The 18,496-nt window shown below is 63.7% G+C and carries 17 protein-coding genes; 8 read left to right on the top strand and 9 right to left on the bottom strand.

Annotation, left to right across the window (positions count from 1 at the left end; all coding sequences use genetic code 11):
• Nucleotides 1-10: 10 nt before the first annotated feature.
• From Mgrana_RS08860 to Mgrana_RS08830, 7 genes are read left to right on the top strand one after another with little or no spacing between them, the layout of a single operon-like run.
• Nucleotides 11-211 (top strand): hypothetical protein, encoded by a 201-nt coding sequence (locus Mgrana_RS08860; protein WP_119357251.1) that lies wholly within the window; start codon nt 11-13, stop codon nt 209-211.
• A gap of 3 nt (nt 212-214) precedes the next feature.
• Nucleotides 215-979: a DUF4097 family beta strand repeat-containing protein gene (locus tag Mgrana_RS08855; protein WP_119357250.1), complete on the top strand. Its 765-nt coding sequence runs from the start codon at nt 215-217 to the stop codon at nt 977-979.
• Nucleotides 966-1,766: a hypothetical protein gene (locus Mgrana_RS08850; protein WP_119357249.1), complete on the top strand. Its 801-nt coding sequence runs from the start codon at nt 966-968 to the stop codon at nt 1,764-1,766. Before Mgrana_RS08855 ends, Mgrana_RS08850 begins: the two co-directional genes overlap by 14 nt.
• An 18-nt stretch (nt 1,767-1,784) precedes the next feature.
• Nucleotides 1,785-2,225, top strand: a complete 441-nt coding sequence (locus Mgrana_RS08845) for an SHOCT-like domain-containing protein (protein WP_119357248.1) — start codon at nt 1,785-1,787, stop codon at nt 2,223-2,225.
• Nucleotides 2,226-2,256: 31 nt separating this feature from the next.
• Nucleotides 2,257-2,559, top strand: a complete 303-nt coding sequence (locus tag Mgrana_RS08840; RefSeq protein WP_147021162.1) for a hypothetical protein — start codon at nt 2,257-2,259, stop codon at nt 2,557-2,559.
• Nucleotides 2,560-2,596: 37 nt separating this feature from the next.
• Entirely contained in the window at nt 2,597-3,841 is a 1,245-nt protein-coding gene (locus Mgrana_RS08835; protein WP_119357246.1) for an MFS transporter, read from the top strand.
• Nucleotides 3,838-4,245 carry a DUF2089 domain-containing protein gene (locus tag Mgrana_RS08830; protein WP_186813115.1) on the top strand — a complete coding sequence of 136 codons (408 nt, stop codon included), beginning with the start codon at nt 3,838-3,840 and terminating at the stop codon, nt 4,243-4,245. Before Mgrana_RS08835 ends, Mgrana_RS08830 begins: the two co-directional genes overlap by 4 nt.
• 3 nt (nt 4,246-4,248) lie before the next feature.
• Here Mgrana_RS08830 and Mgrana_RS08825 read toward each other — a convergent pair whose 3' ends face one another.
• From Mgrana_RS08825 to Mgrana_RS08805, 5 genes are all read right to left on the bottom strand, one after another.
• On the bottom strand, nt 4,249-5,694 hold the full coding sequence (locus Mgrana_RS08825; protein ID WP_119357245.1) for a sensor histidine kinase: 1,446 nt from the start codon (nt 5,692-5,694) through the stop codon (nt 4,249-4,251).
• 198 nt (nt 5,695-5,892) lie between these two features.
• Nucleotides 5,893-6,576 (bottom strand): response regulator transcription factor, encoded by a 684-nt coding sequence (locus Mgrana_RS08820; RefSeq protein ID WP_119357244.1) that lies wholly within the window; start codon nt 6,574-6,576, stop codon nt 5,893-5,895.
• A gap of 152 nt (nt 6,577-6,728) precedes the next feature.
• Nucleotides 6,729-7,127: a hypothetical protein gene (locus Mgrana_RS08815; RefSeq protein ID WP_240631298.1), complete on the bottom strand. Its 399-nt coding sequence runs from the start codon at nt 7,125-7,127 to the stop codon at nt 6,729-6,731.
• A gap of 118 nt (nt 7,128-7,245) precedes the next feature.
• Nucleotides 7,246-9,279, bottom strand: coding sequence for a serine/threonine-protein kinase (locus Mgrana_RS08810; RefSeq protein WP_119357243.1), 2,034 nt, complete (start codon nt 9,277-9,279; stop codon nt 7,246-7,248).
• On the bottom strand, nt 9,276-10,034 hold the full coding sequence (locus Mgrana_RS08805; RefSeq protein WP_119357242.1) for a PP2C family protein-serine/threonine phosphatase: 759 nt from the start codon (nt 10,032-10,034) through the stop codon (nt 9,276-9,278). Before Mgrana_RS08805 ends, Mgrana_RS08810 begins: the two co-directional genes overlap by 4 nt.
• 22 nt (nt 10,035-10,056) lie before the next feature.
• Between Mgrana_RS08805 and Mgrana_RS08800 the strand changes: the two genes are divergently transcribed.
• The gene (locus tag Mgrana_RS08800) at nt 10,057-11,865 is read left to right on the top strand and encodes a hypothetical protein (protein WP_119357241.1); all 1,809 of its coding nucleotides are present in this window, start codon (nt 10,057-10,059) and stop codon (nt 11,863-11,865) included.
• On the opposite strand, the gene Mgrana_RS08795 is transcribed toward Mgrana_RS08800, so the two are convergent.
• From Mgrana_RS08795 to Mgrana_RS08780, 4 genes are all read right to left on the bottom strand, one after another.
• Nucleotides 11,862-14,126, bottom strand: a complete 2,265-nt coding sequence (locus tag Mgrana_RS08795; RefSeq protein WP_119357240.1) for an endonuclease MutS2 — start codon at nt 14,124-14,126, stop codon at nt 11,862-11,864. The genes Mgrana_RS08800 and Mgrana_RS08795 overlap by 4 nt on opposite strands.
• A gap of 215 nt (nt 14,127-14,341) precedes the next feature.
• Nucleotides 14,342-15,325, bottom strand: a complete 984-nt coding sequence (locus tag Mgrana_RS08790; RefSeq protein ID WP_119357239.1) for an aldo/keto reductase — start codon at nt 15,323-15,325, stop codon at nt 14,342-14,344.
• Between the two features lie 18 nt (nt 15,326-15,343).
• On the bottom strand, nt 15,344-17,077 hold the full coding sequence (locus Mgrana_RS08785) for a glycoside hydrolase family 13 protein (protein ID WP_119357238.1): 1,734 nt from the start codon (nt 17,075-17,077) through the stop codon (nt 15,344-15,346).
• A 36-nt stretch (nt 17,078-17,113) separates the two neighbouring features.
• Nucleotides 17,114-18,496 (bottom strand): sugar ABC transporter permease, encoded by a 1,383-nt coding sequence (locus Mgrana_RS08780; protein WP_119357237.1) that lies wholly within the window; start codon nt 18,494-18,496, stop codon nt 17,114-17,116.

The following is an 18,496-nucleotide window of genomic DNA, read 5'->3' as shown; positions in this document are numbered from 1 at the left end:
GGAGGCCATTATGTTGGGTAGCGAGTTCGAGAAAATCCGATCCTATTCCGAGGCTAAGACCCATGCTCTTTGGGCCGAGGCTGAGGTGGCGAGGTCGTTACCCAAGTCCTCTTGGCGCCATCAGGTCGCTCAGGCCCTGCGTTCCTGGGCGGAGTGGCTCGAGCCCCCCCAGGCCCGGGGAGTCCGGGAAAGCCTGCCCCTCTCGAGGTGAACCATGGCCGAACGCGAACGCATCATTCGGCTGGTCCGGGAGGGCCGGATCACCCCCGAGGAGGCCGCCTTGTTGTTGGACGCCCTGGCCGAGATCGAGGCCGCTCCTGGGGCTCCGCTGGCGCATCTTGACGGTTTGCCGGGGTTACGCTGGCTCAAGGTGCAGCTGGACTCCGAAGACCTCGAAGTGCATCTCGACCGGCGGCTGCAAAAGCCTCGGGTAGAGGGGGATGTGGTGGTGCAGGAGCAGGCCCCAGACCTGGTCCTATCCCGCGGCACGGGGTCTCGCCGTCGGGGGTCAACCCAGTTTCTGGGCCTGAACCTCAACTGGGATTTCGACTTCAGCACTGGACGCGACCCCGTGGTCTACCTGCCCGAGGGCTGGGGCCTCGAGGTGGAGCTGGCCTCGGGAGACCTCGAGGTGAGCGGGCTGCCCTTCGTGCGGGGCAGGGTTACCGGCGGGGATGCCAAGCTGCTGGAGGTGCACGGGGTAGACCTGGTGGTGGCCTCGGGAGACCTCGAGGCCCAGCTCGTCCTCACCCAGGGGGAGCACCGCCTCGAGGTGACCCACGGGGATGCCGAGATCTGCTTTCGGAATAGCTCGGTACAGGTGGTGGGTCAGCTCAGCAGCGGGGACCTCGAGGCTCGGGGGAACTTCATTCAGGAGAAGCACAAGGTGAGCGGCACGGTAGGGGAAGGCAAGGCCAGGCTGCGGCTCAAAGTGGTCAGCGGTGACCTTGCGTTGGAGGACGAACATGTCAGAGCGTGAACGCATCGGAGCCTTGCTGGAAGCGGGCAAAATCACCCAGGACGAAGCCAACCTGCTCCTCTCGGCGCTCGAGGAAGCCGACCAGGCCGTAAACGAGGCCGACCAGGCCGTGAACCAGACGGTGGCCGGGAAAGCCGGGTTCGCTCGGGAAGGTACGCCCCAAGCCTCGAGCGAACCGCGCGCCTCTGCGGAGGCAGCTCAGGACGAGGCCAAGTCGCTGCACTGGGTAAAAGTTCGGCTGCTGGCCGGGGCCTTGGAAGCCAAGCTCGACGAGAGCCTGACCCAGCCCCAGGTCGAGGGGCACGCCGAGGTGTATCAGGAAGGGCAGGACCTGATGGTCACGGCCAAGCTGCCGGTGGGAAACTTTCTGGGGATGCTGGGCAACGTGGGCACCGTCGAGCTGCGCCTGCCGAGCGGCTGGGGCCTGGACATTGACACCAAAGCCGCCCAGATCGAGGCCAGCCGCATCGCCTTCCTGAAAGGCCGGGTGGCGGCGGGGAACGTCGAGCTGGATGGGGTAGAGGGCCTCGACCTGGAGGTTACGGCTGGAAACGTAGAGGGTTCGTTGCGGCTCCTGGAGGGCGCACACCGCCTGCGGGTAACCCTGGGGAATGCCGAGCTGAAACTGGAAGAGGGCTCGAGCGCCCGGGTTGCGGCCAACGTCAGCATGGGCAACCTTGATCTGCGGGGCTTATCCGGCCCAGGGGGGAACGCCCAGGTGGGGGAGGGCCGGGCTGCGCTCGAGGTCGCGGTGCGGATGGGCAATCTGGAAATTAAGGCCAAGTGACCCGCCAAAGGGGCTCTTATGGAAGACAAGAAACGCATTATGGATATGGTTAAAGAGGGGCGCATCTCGGTTGAGGAAGCCCTACGGCTGATCGAGGCGATGGACCGTCCCCAGCCCAAGCCCACACAAAGCCCCGCCTACGCCTACAACCAAGCCGTTGCCACCGCGCCGGCCAAGGGCATCGCCAAGATGATTCGGATCGTTGTGGACGGACAAGACATCAAGGTGAAGGTGAATGTTCCGGCCTCGCTGGCCAAGTTTGCCGCCAACTTCATCCCGGTAGACGCGCAAAACCAGTTGACGGCCCAGGGAATAGACCTGGCCGGTATCCTGGACATGCTCAAGGGGGAGCTTCCCGAGGGGCGGCTGGTGGATGTGGAGATCAACGACATCGCCAAGATGGGGGATACCAGCGGCAAGATGAGCGGGCCGATGAAGGTCTTGATCGAGGTGGTGTGAGGTGGGGAGTACGGTGGCTCGAGCAGATGCTGTGAACCGCTTCCCGGTTTGGCAAAGCCTCCTCCTGCTGCGCCCGCGCTTTCTCTACCTGCGGGCTGAGATCAAAGAGATTCCCCTCCCCGTGCTCTTGGTGTTCCCGCTCAGCCTGCTCGAGCTGGCCCCACCCGTGGCCTCTTGGATTCTTCGGCGCCAGGGCCGGCCCCAGACGGAACCGCTGCGGTTGCTGCTGCAGGGGTTGCGGAGGCAGGGCTGGGCCCTGCGGAAACTGCCGCCGCTGGCCCTGCTCGAGGTGGAGGTTCGGGGGCAAATTCGGCTGAAGATGGGCCTCTGGTAAGCAGGTCCCGTTGGCGAGATTTGGAAGAGGAACCGAGATGAACCACCCGCTGCACAACCGTGATTTTCGCTGGCTTTTGATCAGTCGGGTTTTGGGCAACCTGAGCCTGGGGTTTGCCGAGGTGCCCTTGATGTGGTGGGTGCTCGAGAAGACCGGTCAGGCCTCACTGGTGGCCACTGTAGCGCTGATCGGTGCCCTTGGGGCGCTGGTGGCCGCCCCTCTGGGAGGGGTTTGGGCGGATGTGGGCCACAAGAAGCGGCAGATCAGCCTGACCCTCCTGGCCGATATCCTGATCCAAGGCCTCCTGATCTGGGCGGTGGCCAGCCACAGCCTAACCCTAGGGGGGATATACTTGCTGGTAGGGCTCTCGGCCCTATTTGGCAACCTGCGCAGCCCGGCCCTGGGGGCCCTCTTGCCGCTCCTCCTCAGGGTGGAGCAGTACCAGCAGGGCAACGCGGTGATGTCGCTGGTGGTGACGGTGGGGATGGCCGCCTCATTCGCTGCTGCAGGGGCGGTGACGGGTTGGCTGGGCGTTTCGGGAGCGCTGCTGGTGGGGCTCCTGCTGATCGCCCTTTCGATCCTGACGCTGCTGCCCATGCGGGAGCCGAAACCCATCCCCACCCAGAAGCCGGTCCAACCGGCGGGGGCCTTGGCCGAGGGCTTGGGGTTTGTCTGGCGCACCCCGGTGGTGTTTTGGCTGATGGGGATGGCGATGCTGCTCAACCTGATCCTAGCCCCGATCGGCCCACTGCTGGCCCCACTAGCCAAGCTACTGGGCGGAAGCGCCACCCAGTATGGCTTGCTCTCTACCGGTTTCTTTGTTGGGGAGCTGCTGGGCTTGGTTGCGCTCAATTTCATCCAGGTTAGGAATCGGTTCCTGACCTGGATGGTGGGCACCTGGGTGCTGGGGGGCGCGGTGGCCTTGCTGGCCTGGGCACCTACCCCGGGCCTGGCTCTGGGATTGCTGGCCCTGTTTGGGGTTGCGGCCTCGTTCATGAACGTTCAAGCCATTACCCTGCTGCAGCAGGTGATCCCCAAGGAGATGATGGGTCGGATTTCTGGGGTGCTCCAGGGCCTCAACATGGGCGTACAGCCCCTTGGTTTGGGGGCCAGCTCTGCGCTGGTGGGCTGGCTCGGCCTCCGCAACCTGTTTGGGGTGATGGGGGTGTTGCTGATGCTGGTCTCGCTGGCGTTTTTACAACGCCCGGTGCGGGCGGCGTTTTCCGTGCCTGAGCCGTCCTCAGCCCCCTCCAATCCCGCTGCTGCTGGAGGTTCACCATGAAAATCTATCCCATGCCCACCTTCTGCCCAGCCTGTGGGGGTCAGGTACGCGTATCGGGGCTTATTTGCGCTAATCCTGAGTGCCGCACTGAAATCCGAGGGGAGTACGCCCCCAATGAGTTCGCCCTGTTGCCGCCAGAGCAGCTCGAGTTCATGCGGCTTTACATCAAGACCCGGGGCAACCTGCGCAAGGTGGGGGGAATTCTGGGGGTTTCGTACCCCACCGTGATCTCCCGCTTTAACGGGATGCTGCGGACTTTGGGATATGAGGATATGGAGGAGGAACCCGAACCTTCCTCCGGTCCCTCGGCGGAGGAAAAAGAGGCGGTACTGGCTGCGCTTGAAAAGGGGGAAATCAGCGCGGCAGAGGCAGCCGAACGGCTGCGGGGGTTGAAGCGGCGATAGGGTTTATCCGGCCAGCTCGGGTTGTGGGGCCTCGGCCCGCTTCAAGGAGACGCTGAAGACCGAGCCTTTGCCCGGCTCGCTTTCCACCCAAACGCTGCCCCCGTGGGCCTCCACAATCGAGCGCACGATGGCCAGCCCCAACCCACTTCCACCCCGTTCGCGGTCGCGGGCTTTGTCCACTCGGTAGAAGCGCTCGAAGAGGTGGGGCAGGTGCTCCGGGGGGATGCCCTCGCCGTTGTCCTCAACCCGGATCACCAGACGCTCGGAGAGATCCCTGGCCACCAGCCGGATCTGGGTGGAGTTGGCCTTGATGGCATTGGAGACCAGGTTGGCGATCACCTGGTGCAGCCGCTCAGGGTCCCCCACGGCCCAGAGATTGTCCGGGGCCTCGACCTCGATGCGGCCCTCGAAGCTGCGTCCATATTCCTCTTGGATCTCGTAGAGCACGGTGGGGATGTGCACCGAACCTAACTCAACCCTCCAGCCACCGGTCTGGGAAAGCTCGAGCAGATCCCCTACCAGCTTGCGCATCCGCTCGCCCTCCCGGGCTACGACCTCGAGGCTCTCGCGCTGTTGAGGGGTAAGCTGGGTTCGGCGCATCAGATAGCCCACATGACCCAAGATGGCGGTTACGGGGGTGCGCAGCTCGTGCGAAGCATCGAGCAGGAAGCGGGTTTGGGTTTGCCAGGCGCTCTCCAAGCGGTGCAGCATTCGGTTCAATGAGCGTACCAGCGAGGCCACCTCGTTGTTGCCCTCGAGCTGGGGTAACTCCTCGAACTTATCCCCAATCTCCTCCGCCTTTTTAGCCACCCACTCGAGGGGTTCCAGGGTAGAGCGCACCAACCGATAGGCCAGGAATCCCCCGAAAATCAGCACCAGAAGCGCGGTGGCGGTGTAGATCTGGGCAAAGTCGTGGAGTAGGGTCTCGATCGGCTCCGTGGATTTGCCCACCAGTAAGATAACTTGTGAGGCCCCCAGCGGAAACCCCGCAACCTCGGTGACCACCCGCTGGCCCCGTACCCGCAGCGGGACCACCGCACCGCTGGGCTGCACCAGCTGGGTGCTGGTGTATACCCCACCTGCAGTCAGGATTTCGTTTAGGGCTTGGGGGGAGATTCCGAGCAGGGCGTTCTCACCAAGGCCTGAACTGCCTAAGGAGGCCGAGGGCGGGATCAGGAACGCGGCCCCTCCCAGAATGTCGTCTGGGGTGGGGGCAGGAATGGTTGGGGGGATCAACAGCGCGGTGCCGTAGACGTTGTTGGGCAGATCGGCCAGCGAGCCCTTGTTTTTGATCAGGGTGACCGCGGTCTGTGAAGCGTCTTGCAGCTCATTGCGCAGGTTGTTATAGAGGGTTCCCCGCAGGGTGCCGTACACCGAGGCCCCGATCAGCAACAAGGAGAAGGCCAGCAGCGCCAGGGTCAGCAGGGTGATGCGGGTGCGCAGGGTCATGGATAGACTTAAAGCCTACGGGCTAATACCAGATTCGGTTTGTTCATCACCGAACGATGATGAACAAACCCGACTGAAGGGAGTGCTCTAGGATTCAAAAAGACAACCTCATGGCTTTTGGTTTTGAAAACAGTCTTTTTGAATCCGGTATAAGAGCCTAAAACGGGTGAGGCAGAGCGTCTCTGTCCCCCTGGGCCTTTAGTCCTCGCGCAGCACGTATCCCACCCCGCGCACGGTGTGGATCAGCCGGCGCTCGCCGGTGCCCTCGAGCTTCTTGCGCAGGTACCCAATGTACACATCCACCACATTGGAGCCGCCCTGGTAGCCAGGCCAGACCTTTTCCTCGATCTCGAAGCGGCTGAAGACCTTGCCGGGGCTCTTGGCCAGCAGTTCCAGCAGCTCAAACTCCTTGTTGGAGAACTCGATGCGCCGCCCACCCCGGTACACCTCGCGGCCCTCGAGGTTGATAATCAGGTCGGAGACCCGAATCTCGCCGGTAATGGCCGGCGTCACCCGGCGCAGGTGGGCCCGGATGCGGGCCAGCAGCTCCTCGATGCTGAAGGGCTTGACCAGATAGTCGTCGGCCCCGGCGTCCAGCCCCTCCACCTTGTCCTCCACCCGGTCTTTGGCGGTCAGGATCACGATGGGCACATTCGAGGTCTTGCGGATACGCCGGGCCACCTCGAGGCCGTCCATCACCGGCAGCATCAGGTCCATCACCACCAGGTTGGGGTTGGTCTCGCGGAAACGTGAAAGCCCGGTGATGCCATCATAGGCCACCTCAGTACGATACCCCTCGGCCTGGAGCTCGAGCTCGATGAAGCGCGCGATGTCCTTCTCGTCTTCGACAATCAGAATCAGGGGTTGGTCGGTGCTTTCCATACTCAGCCCAGGGTAGTCAAGTTTCTCATGAGAAGGATGGTTGACCCCCTAAGACTGGGCTCATAAAAGCCGCAACCATGAGAGCTCAATTCCGGGAGAATCCCGCAATCAAGGTCATTTGGGAGGATGGGACCCGGCTCCTGGGGCTTGGGCTAGTTCTTAATCTTGGGGGGATCCAGCAGGGTGATCCGGGTGGGGTTGGGGATGCTCATGCGCTCCTCACCCTCAACCTTATAGACCAGATCGGGACCATCCTTACCCAAGGCCGCGATTAGGCGCTCCCGGCTTACAAACTCCCCATTCAGCATGTACACCAGTCCCCGCCGCTGATGGGTGATGACAAAGGGTATACCGTAGTGGTAGCGCACGATGGTGTTGTGCCGTTTGGCCTGTCGGGCCATCTTGGCCAGGTTGCGCACCGCCCGGTCTTGTGGGTTGGCGAATAGCTCCGGCCCCTTCCACACCAGGAGCAGAAGCCCCGCCACCATCCCTAACCCGACCATCCAGCCCAGTGTTGTCAGCAACTGCGCAAAGGAGAGAAACCCGAGCATGGATTTATGGTAGCTAAATTAAGCTAAAGATTCGTTCATGTTACGCCGAGCCTGAGGCCTTGGGGGCCAGGGCCGCCAACCCGCGTCGGAACGAACCCGTGGCGTTGTTTGTGCGGCCCTAATCGCCGGCTCGAGCCCCTACCCGCTCGGTGCCTGCCTCATGAACCTTGGGGTTCCTCCACAGGGCAATCCCGCGCAGGGGGGCGTAGACCTCGAGGCTCGGCAGGGCCTGCCCACCGAGGCCCAGGCGGTGAACCTTGCTGGCCCCACGCCGGATGGCGTAGAGGATCTCGTCCTGCACCACCATCTCGACCTGGGCGCTGGCGTCTTCCCCCTCCTCCAGGGGCAGCGGCCAGGAGCTGATTACTTCGCCCTCGAGGGAAAGCTTACGGATCTTCTGACCGTCCGCATCATAGATCAACAGGTGATGATCGGGGGTAACCCCCACCCCCGCCAGCAGCCGCAGCTCCTGAGACTCCTTGCTTTTGCGGAAAGCGTAGCGCGAGAGGTACTGCCCATCATGGGTGAGGCGTTGGATTTGGCGATTTCCGCTGTCCAGAACGAAAACGTAATCGGGGCTGGCCACGATGGCCTTGGGAGCGTCGAACAGACCCCGCCCTGGTCCGGCCCCGCCGAAACGAGCGGTAGGGTTGCCGCTGCGGTCAAAGTGGGTGATGGTGCAGGTCTCCCCGTCCAGCACCAGCAGCCCGCTGGGAACCGCCGCCAGGCTGACCGGGTAGAGTAGCTCCCCCAACTTCATCCCGTAGGGGGCTATGGAGGCGGTGATCTCCCCCTCGAGGTCGAAGCGGTGGATCAGGCGCACCGCGCCCCCGCCATACTCGAAAAGGCTAATCCAGAAACCGTGCTTGTCGTCTGTGGTGAGGGCCAGGGGGGGGGAAGGGAACATCCCGCGCCCGCTGCCTACCCCGCTCCACATCCGCGCCAAGGTGCCCTGGGGGTCCATCAGCCGCAAGGTGCCCTTTTTGGTCTCGAGGGCCAGGGCCAGATAGACCGGGGCCGAGAGGCCAGGGTCTTCATTCCATTTGCCGCGCAAGACCTCTAGGATGGCCTCCAGTCCGGGGCGCTTTTCCGGGTCCTTCTCGAGCATGCGGTACACCAGGTCGGAGAGGGCCTGAGGGATATCGGGGTTGACCTGCTTGGGGGGGGCCGGCATCTGGGTGATCTGCTGGTGGATCACCGCCTCGTAGGCCCCCTGAAAGGGTGGTTGGCCGGTCAGGGCCTCGTAGAACACCACCCCAAAGCTGTAGATATCGGATTTATGGTCAATGCGCTGTCCCTTGGCCTGCTCGGGGCTCATGTAGACCGGGGTGCCGATCCGGGCCCCGGTGATGGTCAGCCGGGTGAGCACCTTGCCGGCCGCGATCCCGAAGTCCATCAGGCGGACCCCCCGCGGGTCCACGCTGCCATCCTCGCGCACCGCGTTCCTCAAGACCATGATGTTGCCCGGCTTGATGTCGCGGTGGATGATGCCCTGGGCGTGAATGTGCTGAAGGGCCTCGGCCACCCGGCCCATCACCTCGACCAGGTTGGGCACGCTGAGTTTTTTGTTCTCGATGAGGCGATCCAACCCCTCGCCGTCCAGGAACTCCATGGCGATGTAGTGGGTATCGCCGTGATTGCCGTGATCGTAAACCTTGACGATGCCGGGGTGGTCGAGATGGGCCAGGAGTTCGGCTTCGCGGTGAAAGCGGCGCACAAACCGGGCATCGCCCACATATTTCTCTTGGGGGATCTTGAGGGCCACGATCCGGCTATCCTTTTTGGCCCGGGCTTTGTAGACGGTGGCCATCCCCCCGATCCCCACCTTTTCCAGGATGTCGTAGGTGGCCTCGAGACCGCTCACGTTGCCTCCACCGGTCAGGCCATTGCTCAGGCTAATTTTGGGATTGGTCTTGGCCTTGGCTTGGGGCCGGGGCCTGGCTTTGGGGCGCACCGGGGTCTGGGAACGGGGGGTCCACATGGAGGCCACCCCCAACAGCGCGACCTGAAGCAGGACCAGGGGATGGGCGCCCAAGGGCACCAGCGCCAGCAGGACCGCGGCCAGGCCTAGCAAGATCAGCCAGACTCGCCCCACCCGCAGCAGCAGCGCGGTGGAGATTCCTACCAGCAAGATTGCAATCACATAGCTCATCGAAACCTCGCCCCCACTATGGTGATGTTGTCGGTGCCCCCACGCACCAGGGCTTTGCTCACCCAGTCCTCGAGGGCCGATTGCAGATCGCCGCTCACGTTCCACTCTTCCGGAGGCACCAGCCCGTACAGCCCATCGGTGGTGAGGATGACCACCTCACCCGAGGCGAAGCTCACCGGCAAGATGTCGTGCTTCACATCCGGTAAGCCCAGGGCTTGGGTGAGCATGTGGCGCCAGGGGTGCTCATCGGCCTGGTCGGCGCTTAGCACCCCCTGCCGCACCTGCATGGCCACCCAGGAATGGTCTTGGGTCAGCTGGGTCCACCGCCCGGAGGAAAAACGGTAGGCCCGGGTGTCCCCCACGTGCCCGATCACCGCCTGGCGGTTCCACTCGGTCAGCATCACCGCGGTGAGGGTGGTACCCATCCCCTTGCGGGCCACCACCCGCTCGCCCTCCTGCACGATGCGCCGCTGGGCCAGCCGGAGGGCCTTGTCCATGACGGTTCCCAGGCTGACCCCAGGCCGACCGGTGGTCAGGAGTTCGGCATAGCTGCGGGCGGCCTCGCTGACCCCTTCGATCGCGAGCTTGCTCGCCAGCTCCCCGGCCTCGGCCCCGCCCATGCCATCCGCAACGGCCAGCAGGACCAGGTTGCCGGAGGGCGTGGGGTGAACGGCCACCCGGTGGAAATCCTCGTTATTCCGCCGTCGGCGACCGATGTTTGATTCTGTGGCAATTTCCAGCCGGGCCAACCGCATGACACTTTATAATACCGCCAGGATGCAGCCAGGCTTGGTCGAATTACTCGAGCTCTACGAATACAAGGTCGAAGACCTGGCCCGGGGCGCCGACCCCAAGGGGGGTATGGCGGCGCTGAATCGGCTGCGCCAGAGCCTGATCGCCTCTAACCTGAGTGGGCCATTGGCCCGGCGCTTTCGGGAAGCCGATGCCCGCTATAAGGCCAGCCGGACCAGCTACCAAAGCGTGAGCGAAGAACCAACCCCGGAGCTGGCCATCTTCATCGAGGATGAAGGCCCGGCCCCGGTGAGCCCCGAGCGTGAGGTGCTGGACGGGTTGGCCGAGGCCCTGTACTGGTCGCGGCTCGAGCGTGATCTGGGCCGGGCCGCTAAGCAGTTTAACCAGGGCAAGCGCGATGAGCTGCGAATGACCTATGCCATCCTGCAGAACCTCGAGGCTTACGCCTCGACCCCGCAGTTTGCCGGGGACTACAACCTCTCGCGCTTCTCGCTTTCCCACGCGATTCCTGGCCTCTCGGATCCTCGAGTCGCTATCGAGAACACCGAGGTGGGCACGCGGCTCCTGCTGGAGCTTTTCCGCCAGGTATACGGCCTGGCCGACCGGCTGAACCTGCCCCCTGAGGAAACTGTGCCCTATCTGCGCCGTTTCGCCCGCAGAATTCTGGATAGCGAAGGCGCGCTGCGCACCAGCATCAAGGGCCCCAATGTGGATATGCTGCGCCGGGCTCTGGAAGAGGCCCGCCGTCAGGGGCTGGGGACAGGGCAGATTCGTGAGCTGGAGGAGCGGCTTCAGGCTGCAGCCGCCGAGGAGCGGCGTTTGGCCTTGGTTCAAGAGGAGGATAAAAACCGCTTTGCTGCGGCCATCGAGCGGATCAGCCTGCTGCTCGCACGCTACTTGCCGGCTCCCCGCGGCGAGGCGGCCTGGCCCCAGATTCCCCAGAAGATTTTGGGAGCGCAGGGTTCAGAGTTCGCCCTGAGCGAAGTTCCGCCCGGTACCAAAAGCCTTACCCTGCGGCTCCAACCCCAGCGCTTACGGCTGGAGGGCTATGAGATCGCCATCTCCCAGACCGGGCAGCTGTATGGACTGAGCGTGGGAACCCAGGAGCGCTCCCTGGACGAGGCGCCCTGGTTCAGCCTGACCTTGCGGGATGCCGAGTTGCAGGTGCTGCGCTACAAAGATTACCTGCACCTGCGTTTGGAGCCTCGTGAGGCGGCTACCCTGTCGAACCTGTTGACCGAAGGGAGGGTCTTGGCGCACCTGATGTGGCCCGAGCGAGACTATGCCTACTTAAGGCTGATGCGGGCCTTTTCGATGCGCTTTAAGGGGGACACCAATGTGGCCCAGTTCGGCCCGGAGTCTGCGGCCAGGTATGGCGAGGCCACCATTGACAACCTGCAGGAGTTTGCCCGGAAGGGTCTCGAGAGCGTTAAAGCCCGCATCGAGCGCACCCCTCATTGGCGGGATTTATTGGCCCAGACAGCGGCTGCGATGGGGCTCGAGCTCTACGGGCAAAACCTGACCCGCGAGATTTCCGAGTGGCTCGGATACCAGCCCCCCTCGCGCGATACCTTGGGGGGAGACATTGGCAGCACCACGGTTGGGGATAGCCCCAGCAGCCTCAAAGCGGGGAGCACGGTGCTCTCGCTGCGTTTCCAGAGCGACGAGGTTTATGTGTCCTCTACGGGGTTGATTCCCCGTAAGCTGCACGACCTGATGGTCTGGATGGTGCCCGAGGGAGGGGTGGTGCTGGCCCGGGAGGCCCATCGGGTGGCCCATGTGCTGGTCCAGATCGCATCGCAACAGGCCTTCCCCGCCGATAAGAAGGGCTAAACCTTTAGATGCACTACGGTAACCCCGTGCCCACCCTCGTAAGGCACCGCGTCGCTAAAGCTCTCGACCCGCTTATCGCGGCGGAGGGCCTCGCGTAGGGCGTTGCGCAGGGCTCCGGTGCCTTTGCCGTGCAGGAGCCGCACCGGGGAGGTGCCGGTCGCCTGGGCCTCCTCCAGGTAGCTGTTTACCGCCAGCAGGGCTTCCTCCACGTTTAGCCCGCGCAAGTTGAGCTCACCGCCGAGCTTGGTTTTGGCCCGGCTCGAGCCACCCCTGCGGTGGGACGGGGCAGGGGTTTTGGCGGGCTCTAGGGGCTGGAGCTTCGCAAGCGGTAGGCTGAGCCGTACCGCGCCCATCTGCACCAAGGCGTCCTTGCCGCGCAGCTCGAGGAGGGTGCCCTGACCGCCGTACTCGGGGATCTGGACCACCGAACCCACCTCCAGCCCGGCTTGAGCCGGTTCCGAAGGGGTTGGCCGTTGGTATCGGCTGCGCAAGGCCAGGAGTTCTTGCAGGGCCTGGCCCTGCCCTTCCTGCTTGGCCCGCTCGCGCACCTGCCGTACCCGCTCCTGGGCCTCTCGAACCAGGGCCGCGGCCTCTTGGCGGGCGGCCTCGAGCTGTTCCTCGCGCTGGGCCTGTAGAGCGGCGAGCTGCTGCCTTAAGGCTTGTTCCTGTTCGGCGGCCTGCTTCCGGGTCGCTTCAGCCTGAGCACGCTCGAGCTGCAGCCGCTCGCGCTCGGCCTCGAGCGAGCCCAACAGCCGCTCCAATCGCCCACCTTCCGGCCCCAACAGCGCTTCTGCCCGGTGTATCCCAGGCTCGGGGAAGCCCAGCCGGCGGGCGATGCTGAGGGCGTAACTCCGCCCTGGAGCCCCTACCACCAGGGTATAGGTGGGGCGCAGGTGCTCGAGGTCAAAGCGCATGGAGGCATTCTGGATCCCTGGGGTATCCTGAGCAAACGCCTTGAGGGGGGAGAGATGGGTGGTCAGCAGCCCGCGCACCCCGCGCTTCAGCAGATCCTCGAGAAAGGCTTGAGACAGCGCGGCCCCTTCCTCCGGATCGGTACCGGAGCCCAGCTCATCGATGATCACCAGGCTCGAAGGGGTGGCGTGCTCCAGCACCTCCTTGAGCCGCAGCAAGTGGGTGGCAAAGGTGGAGAGGTTTTCCTGTAGGCTTTGCTCGTCGCCGATATCCACGAAGAGCCGATCGGGAAAAGGAATCTCGGCGGCTTCGGCGGCCACAAACAGCCCGCACTGGGCCATCACCACGGCCAGGCCCAAGGTTTTGAGCAGGGCGCTCTTCCCGCCCATATTGGGGCCCGTGAGCAGCAGGATGCGGTGCTGCTCGGTGAGCTCGAGGTCGTTGCTCACGGGATGCTCGATCAGGGGATGGCGGGCCGCCCGGAGCCGATAGGGGCCCTCGCGGCTGAGCCGAGGCCGCACCAGCTTCCAATCCTCGGCAAGGTTGGCCGAGGCCCGGGCGACGTCCAGCGAGGTGAGGGCCTGGAGGGTGGTCTCCAGCTCGGGGTCGTTGGCTAAAATCGCGGAGAGCTCGAACAACACCCGGTTAACCTCGGCGTCCTCCTCGAGCTTGAGGCTGGCCAGTTGGTTGTTGAGGGGAACGATCGCGCCCGGCTCCATGTAGACCGTAAGGCCTGAGTCGGATTGGTCAAGGATAATTCCCGAGATCTTATGCTGGAAGCTGGCCTTGACCGGGATGACGTAGCGGTCGCGGCGCAGGGTGATGAAGCGCTCCTGGATGGCCTCCGCATGACGATCCAAGAGGGTCTGTAGCCGGTTTTGGATCTCCTCGCGCAGGGGGTTGACCTGGCGGCGAATCTCCCGCAGGCGAGGGGTAGCCTCATCGCGCACATTCCCACTTTCATCCAGGGCTTCACGAATGCGCCGCAGGAAAAAGGTGTGCTCCCCAATCTGTTGGGCCAGCCGGCTGAGCTGCTCCCCCACCTCGAGCAGCTCATGCTTGAGCGCTACAGCAGATTCCAAGCTGCCAGCCACCTCGCGCAGCTGGGGCCCCTCGAGCCGCAAGCCTTTTTGCGCCGCGGCTAGGGCTGGGCGCAGATCCTGGATCCCCCCCAGCCGATAGGGATAGGCCAGGGCTTCGGCCACCGTGGCCTGCTGCGAGAGCGCAGCCTCGAGGTGCGGCTGGGGCTCGAGGCGGGCCAGCGCCTCCTGGCCCATGAACGTTGAGGCTCGCTCGACCAAAGCCGAGCGGATCCGGGTGAAATCCAAAGCCTGTAGGGCGTCGCGCATAGCTCCAAACAGCCAGTATAGCCGGAAGCCCTAACCCGATTGGCAGATGCTAAGGGTTCATGAACCCCCAGGCCACCGCCACCACGATCACCGCGGTCCAAACGAACACCTGCTTAACCATCCAGCGCCAGTCCATAGGTCAGCTTGACGGCTGGAGGGTGGGGCTGGGTGTGCTACAAGCAACAAATGCCGTTATGGACGGCGTTACCCAGCCGCTACCACAGCGGGTGTACCTGGGCCCGGATGTAGCGGTCGTAGATGGCCTGAACCTGCTCCATGGTCTGTGAGGGGATGGGGGGCAGTTCCCCTGCCCACACGTTTTCCTCGGCCTGCTGAGGGTTTTTGGCGCCGGGGATGGCGCAGGTCACCTCGGGAAACATGGCGATCCAGCGCAGGGCGAACTGGGCCAGGGTCATTCCAGGGGGGGTGATTTTCTTGAGCGCCTCCACTGCCTGCAAACCGGTTTCATACTCCACCCCGGAGAAGGTCTCGCCCTTGTCAAAGGCTTCGCCGTGGCGGTTGAAGCTGCGGTGATCATCGGGGGCGAACTGTGAGTCGGGGCGGAGCTTGCCGGTGAGCAGGCCACTGGCCAGCGGTACCCGGGCCAGAATTCCCACCTGGCGGGCCTTGGCTAGGGGGAAAAACTGCTCGGCGGGCTTGAGGCGAAACATGTTGAAGATAATTTGTACGCTCTGCACCCCTGGGTATTGGGTGCCCAACAGGGCCTCCTCCACGGTTTCCACGCTGATGCCGTAGTGGCGGATCATCCCCTGGCGCTTCATCTCATCCAGGATGGAAAATACCCGGTCCGAAAGGTATACGTCTCGAGGGGGACAGTGCAGCTGGAGCAGGTCGAGGGTCTCGGTCTCGAGGTTTTTGAGGCTCCGCCCCACCCATTCGTACAGGTTTTCCTTGCTGTACCCCTCGGGGGTCTGTTTGGGTAACCGGCGCCCAGCCTTGGTGGCCACAAAGAAAGCTTGGTGGCTTTCACGCCGTAGCCGAGCCAGCAAGCGCTCACTGCGCCCGTCGCCGTATACATCGGCGGTATCAAAGAAATTGACCCCTAGCTCCAGGGCCCGGTGCAAAGCCGCCATGCTCTGGCTATCCTCAACCGGTCCCCAGGTGCCCCCGATGGCCCAAGCGCCGAAGCTGATTACGGAAACCTTGTATCCGGTGCGTCCAAGCTCACGGTATTCCACCCGGTCAGTTTACCGGAATTAGCTCCGAAGCCTATACAGCCCTAGCCCCTGAACCCTGACCCAGCCCGAGGTTTCCTCGCCGGTGAGCAAGTCCTGCACCGGCGGTAAGCGCACCAAGTGGGGTTCCAGGGCCGCGTACACCCAAACCTCCTCCCCGGCATAGAGCCGCTTGAACCCCAGAAGCCCCTCCCGGACCTCGAGGGGCTGCAATCCGCCACGCCGCAGGGCTGGAACGCTCTTCTTCAAATGGATGAGCTGCTTGGTCCAGGAGAGCAGCTCGGGGTTCCACCGGGCTTCGTCCCAAGGGAAGGTGCCCCGGCACATGGGGTCGCCGTTGAACAGGTCATAGGGGTTGGCCTGATTCAGCCCGATCTCATCGCCGTAGTAGAGGCCGGGGCTGCCGGGAAAAGCGAAGAGAAGACCCAGGGCCAGCTTCATCCGTTCGGTATCGCCGCGTAACCGCCACAGGGGGCGGGGGATGTCGTGAGAGCCGATCAGGGTGTACATGGCTTGGCGGATTTGTAGGGGAAGCGCAGCGTAATGGTCCCAGAGGGTCTCCCAGAGGGCGGGGGTGCTCACCTGCACCTTCCAGCCCAGCACGTTCTGCCCACAGAGCCATTCCATCACCGGATGGGCAAACCCAGCGTAGTGCATGGAGCCGTCCAGGGTGTGGGCACGCAGCGTTTCGGTGGTGTCGAAGGAGAGCTCACCAAAGACCAGGGCCTCGAGCGCCTCCTCCCTGGAGTTGCGGTGCATCTGCCGCAGGAGCTCGAGGTTCTTACGGTTGGTGCCACCTTCACCGATCTGGTGAGCCACATCCAACCGCCAGCCATCGGCGCCCCGGCGCAGCCAGTAGCGCAGGGGGGCTTTGGGGCCATCCACCCAGCGCTCCACCGTAAGGGGGTTGGCGTAGTCCAGCTTGGGCAGGGTCTTGACCCCGTAAAAGGCCGCGTAGCTGCCATCGGCATGGAAGGTAAACATCCCGGCCTCGGGGCTAGTGGGATCGGAGAGGGCTTTTTGAAAGTCGGGGTGGGTGTTGCCAATATGGTTGAACACTCCGTCAAGCACCAACCGCATCCCCCGTTGGTGCAAGGCCTGCACCAGGCGGTCGAAGGCGGCCTCTCCACCCAGATGAGGATCAACCCGATGGTAGTCGGAGGCGTCATAGCGGTGGGAGGAGGGCGAGGGGAAGATCGGGGTCAGATACAGGGCCTCGATCCCCAGAGCTTGCAAGTAGTCGAGCGATTGGGTGATGCCCTCGAGGTCCCCCCCGTAGTGCTGAAGGGCTCCTTCGCGCGGGGCTACGGGCTCGTCCCAGCCCTTCTTGATGATGGGCTTCCCGCCGTAAAGCCACTGGCCCGACTGGGGGTCATTGTGGGGGTTGCCGTTGCGGAAGCGGTCGGGGAAAATTTGATAGAAAACCGCTCCTACCGCCCATTCCGGCACACTGGGCTGGGCCAGCAGGTGAAAAAAACGGTCATAGCGGGGCAGGGTGGGGCTAACCCCGGCACTGGTCAGATACACCCGCTCGGCCTCGAGGTAAAAGCAATAGCGCAGGGGAGAGGCATGCATCGCGATGCGCGCCTCGAGCCCTCCCGATACTGCCTGGAGGGGTTTGCGCTCGAGCTCCCCCCCCTGCTCGAACACCAAAAGGCCCTTGCGGGCAGGGGTGCGCACCCGCAAAACCACCTCCTGGCCTAGCTCCGGGGTCAGGGGTTCCACGCAAAAGGCTTCCCAGTCGTGATAGTGCATGCCACCAAGCCTATCGCATGACCACTCAGCCGGGCGTTACTCCTTCACGCTTCCTGCGGTATACCCTGAAACGAAGTAGCGCTGGAAGCCATAGAAAATTGCCAAAATGGGGATCGAGCCCAGCACCGCCGCAGCGGCGAAGACCCCCCATTTGGTCTGGAACTGCCCGGTGGTGAAGTTGCGCAGCCCCATCCCCACCGTCCAGCTCTCGCTGCCGGTGAGCAGTAGGTTGGCCAGGATGAACTCCGAGTAGGTGCCGACAAACTGCAGCAGGAAGATGAACACAAACATCGGAGCCGATAGGGGCAGCAGCACCCGGGTGAAGGCCTGCCACTTGGTGGCCCCATCGATCAGGGCGGCTTCCTCCAGGCTTTTGGAGATGCTCTCCAAAAAGCCCTTATACACCCAGGTTCCGAAGCTGATGATCCCCCCGGAATAGGCCAGGATCAGGCCGGTAAAGGTATTGAGCAGGCTCAGATTGGAAATGAGGGAGTAGATGGCCACCAGCCCCAGAAACCCAGGAAACATCTGGATGAAAATAAAGACCAGCAGCATGGTGTAACGGCCTGGAAAGCTAAAGCGAGCGAAGGCATACCCGGCGGTGGCGGTGAGCAGCACGGCCAGAACCCCCGTGATCCCAGAGACCAGCAGGGTGTTGCGGATCCACAGCACGAATTTGGCCTCGGTGTTGGGGCTGGTGAACTGAGCGGGCGAGAGCAACAGCACCAGGGCAAAGGCGATCAGGGCGAAAAGGGCCAGCAGCCGCCCTTGAGCAGTGGCCAGTGGGCTGACTTCTTGGTTGTCCCCGATCAGGCGGCGATACCCCGCTAGCCCTAGGGTTCCTACCAGGCTCAGCAAGGCCAGGGCCATCAGAACGCCTTGGTAAGCGTAGATCTGCACCCCGTCGAAGAGCTTGCGGTAGTTCTCGAGGCTGGCTTGGGCAAAGTCCGGGATGACCCGGCTTCTCACCAACAGGTTATCGCTCTGAGGGGGGGCCAGCCGGTACAGGCTGTTGTTGGGGTCGAAGCTGGCGGCCACGATTTGGAGCACCGGATACAGGGCGACGATCAGCACCAGCCAGAGGAACAGGTGGGTGACCCCTTGGCCGAACAGCGGCCAGGGGCTTCGCCGCCGGCCAGTGCGGGCATTGCTGAGCGCGGTGAGGATTAGGCTATACCCCAGGATTAGGGCTACCAGCAGGACGATCCCCCCCAGCGCGTAGAGCCAGCCCCGCTCGATGAACACGAAGCCGAAGGGCACCCGTGGCTGAACCCGGCCCAGCAAGTTGGGCGTGTAGAAGAACAGCAGCCACACCCCCAGGGCCAGCCCCAGCAGCCAAAGGAGAAGGCTCGAGAGCGTTGCCCCCAGGCTGTGCCGGGACGACCTCCCTCCTTGGGCGTTGCGCTCAGAAGTGGCCAT

It is taken from the genome of Meiothermus granaticius NBRC 107808, from assembly GCF_003574355.1.
GTDB lineage: Bacteria > Deinococcota > Deinococci > Deinococcales > Thermaceae > Meiothermus > Meiothermus granaticius.
Note: the sequence above shows the minus strand (reverse complement) of the source record. Positions and strands in the feature narration are given on the sequence as shown.

Bases quoted from the DNA above. Each gene is read 5' to 3' on its own strand.
- Mgrana_RS08860 (WP_119357251.1), top strand. From the start codon at position 11: ATGTTGGGTAGCGAGTTCGAGAAAATCCGATCCTATTCCGAGGCTAAG.
- Mgrana_RS08855 (WP_119357250.1), top strand. From the start codon at position 215: ATGGCCGAACGCGAACGCATCATTCGGCTGGTCCGGGAGGGCCGGATC.
- Mgrana_RS08850 (WP_119357249.1), top strand. From the start codon at position 966: ATGTCAGAGCGTGAACGCATCGGAGCCTTGCTGGAAGCGGGCAAAATC.
- Mgrana_RS08845 (WP_119357248.1), top strand. From the start codon at position 1,785: ATGGAAGACAAGAAACGCATTATGGATATGGTTAAAGAGGGGCGCATC.
- Mgrana_RS08835 (WP_119357246.1), top strand. From the start codon at position 2,597: ATGAACCACCCGCTGCACAACCGTGATTTTCGCTGGCTTTTGATCAGT.
- Mgrana_RS08830 (WP_186813115.1), top strand. From the start codon at position 3,838: ATGAAAATCTATCCCATGCCCACCTTCTGCCCAGCCTGTGGGGGTCAG.
- Mgrana_RS08825 (WP_119357245.1), bottom strand. From the start codon at position 5,694: ATGACCCTGCGCACCCGCATCACCCTGCTGACCCTGGCGCTGCTGGCC.
- Mgrana_RS08820 (WP_119357244.1), bottom strand. From the start codon at position 6,576: ATGGAAAGCACCGACCAACCCCTGATTCTGATTGTCGAAGACGAGAAG.
- Mgrana_RS08815 (WP_240631298.1), bottom strand. From the start codon at position 7,127: ATGCTCGGGTTTCTCTCCTTTGCGCAGTTGCTGACAACACTGGGCTGG.
- Mgrana_RS08810 (WP_119357243.1), bottom strand. From the start codon at position 9,279: ATGAGCTATGTGATTGCAATCTTGCTGGTAGGAATCTCCACCGCGCTG.
- Mgrana_RS08805 (WP_119357242.1), bottom strand. From the start codon at position 10,034: ATGCGGTTGGCCCGGCTGGAAATTGCCACAGAATCAAACATCGGTCGC.
- Mgrana_RS08800 (WP_119357241.1), top strand. From the start codon at position 10,057: ATGCAGCCAGGCTTGGTCGAATTACTCGAGCTCTACGAATACAAGGTC.
- Mgrana_RS08795 (WP_119357240.1), bottom strand. From the start codon at position 14,126: ATGCGCGACGCCCTACAGGCTTTGGATTTCACCCGGATCCGCTCGGCT.
- Mgrana_RS08785 (WP_119357238.1), bottom strand. From the start codon at position 17,077: ATGCACTATCACGACTGGGAAGCCTTTTGCGTGGAACCCCTGACCCCG.
- Mgrana_RS08780 (WP_119357237.1), bottom strand. From the start codon at position 18,496: ATGGCCACTTCTGAGCGCAACGCCCAAGGAGGGAGGTCGTCCCGGCAC.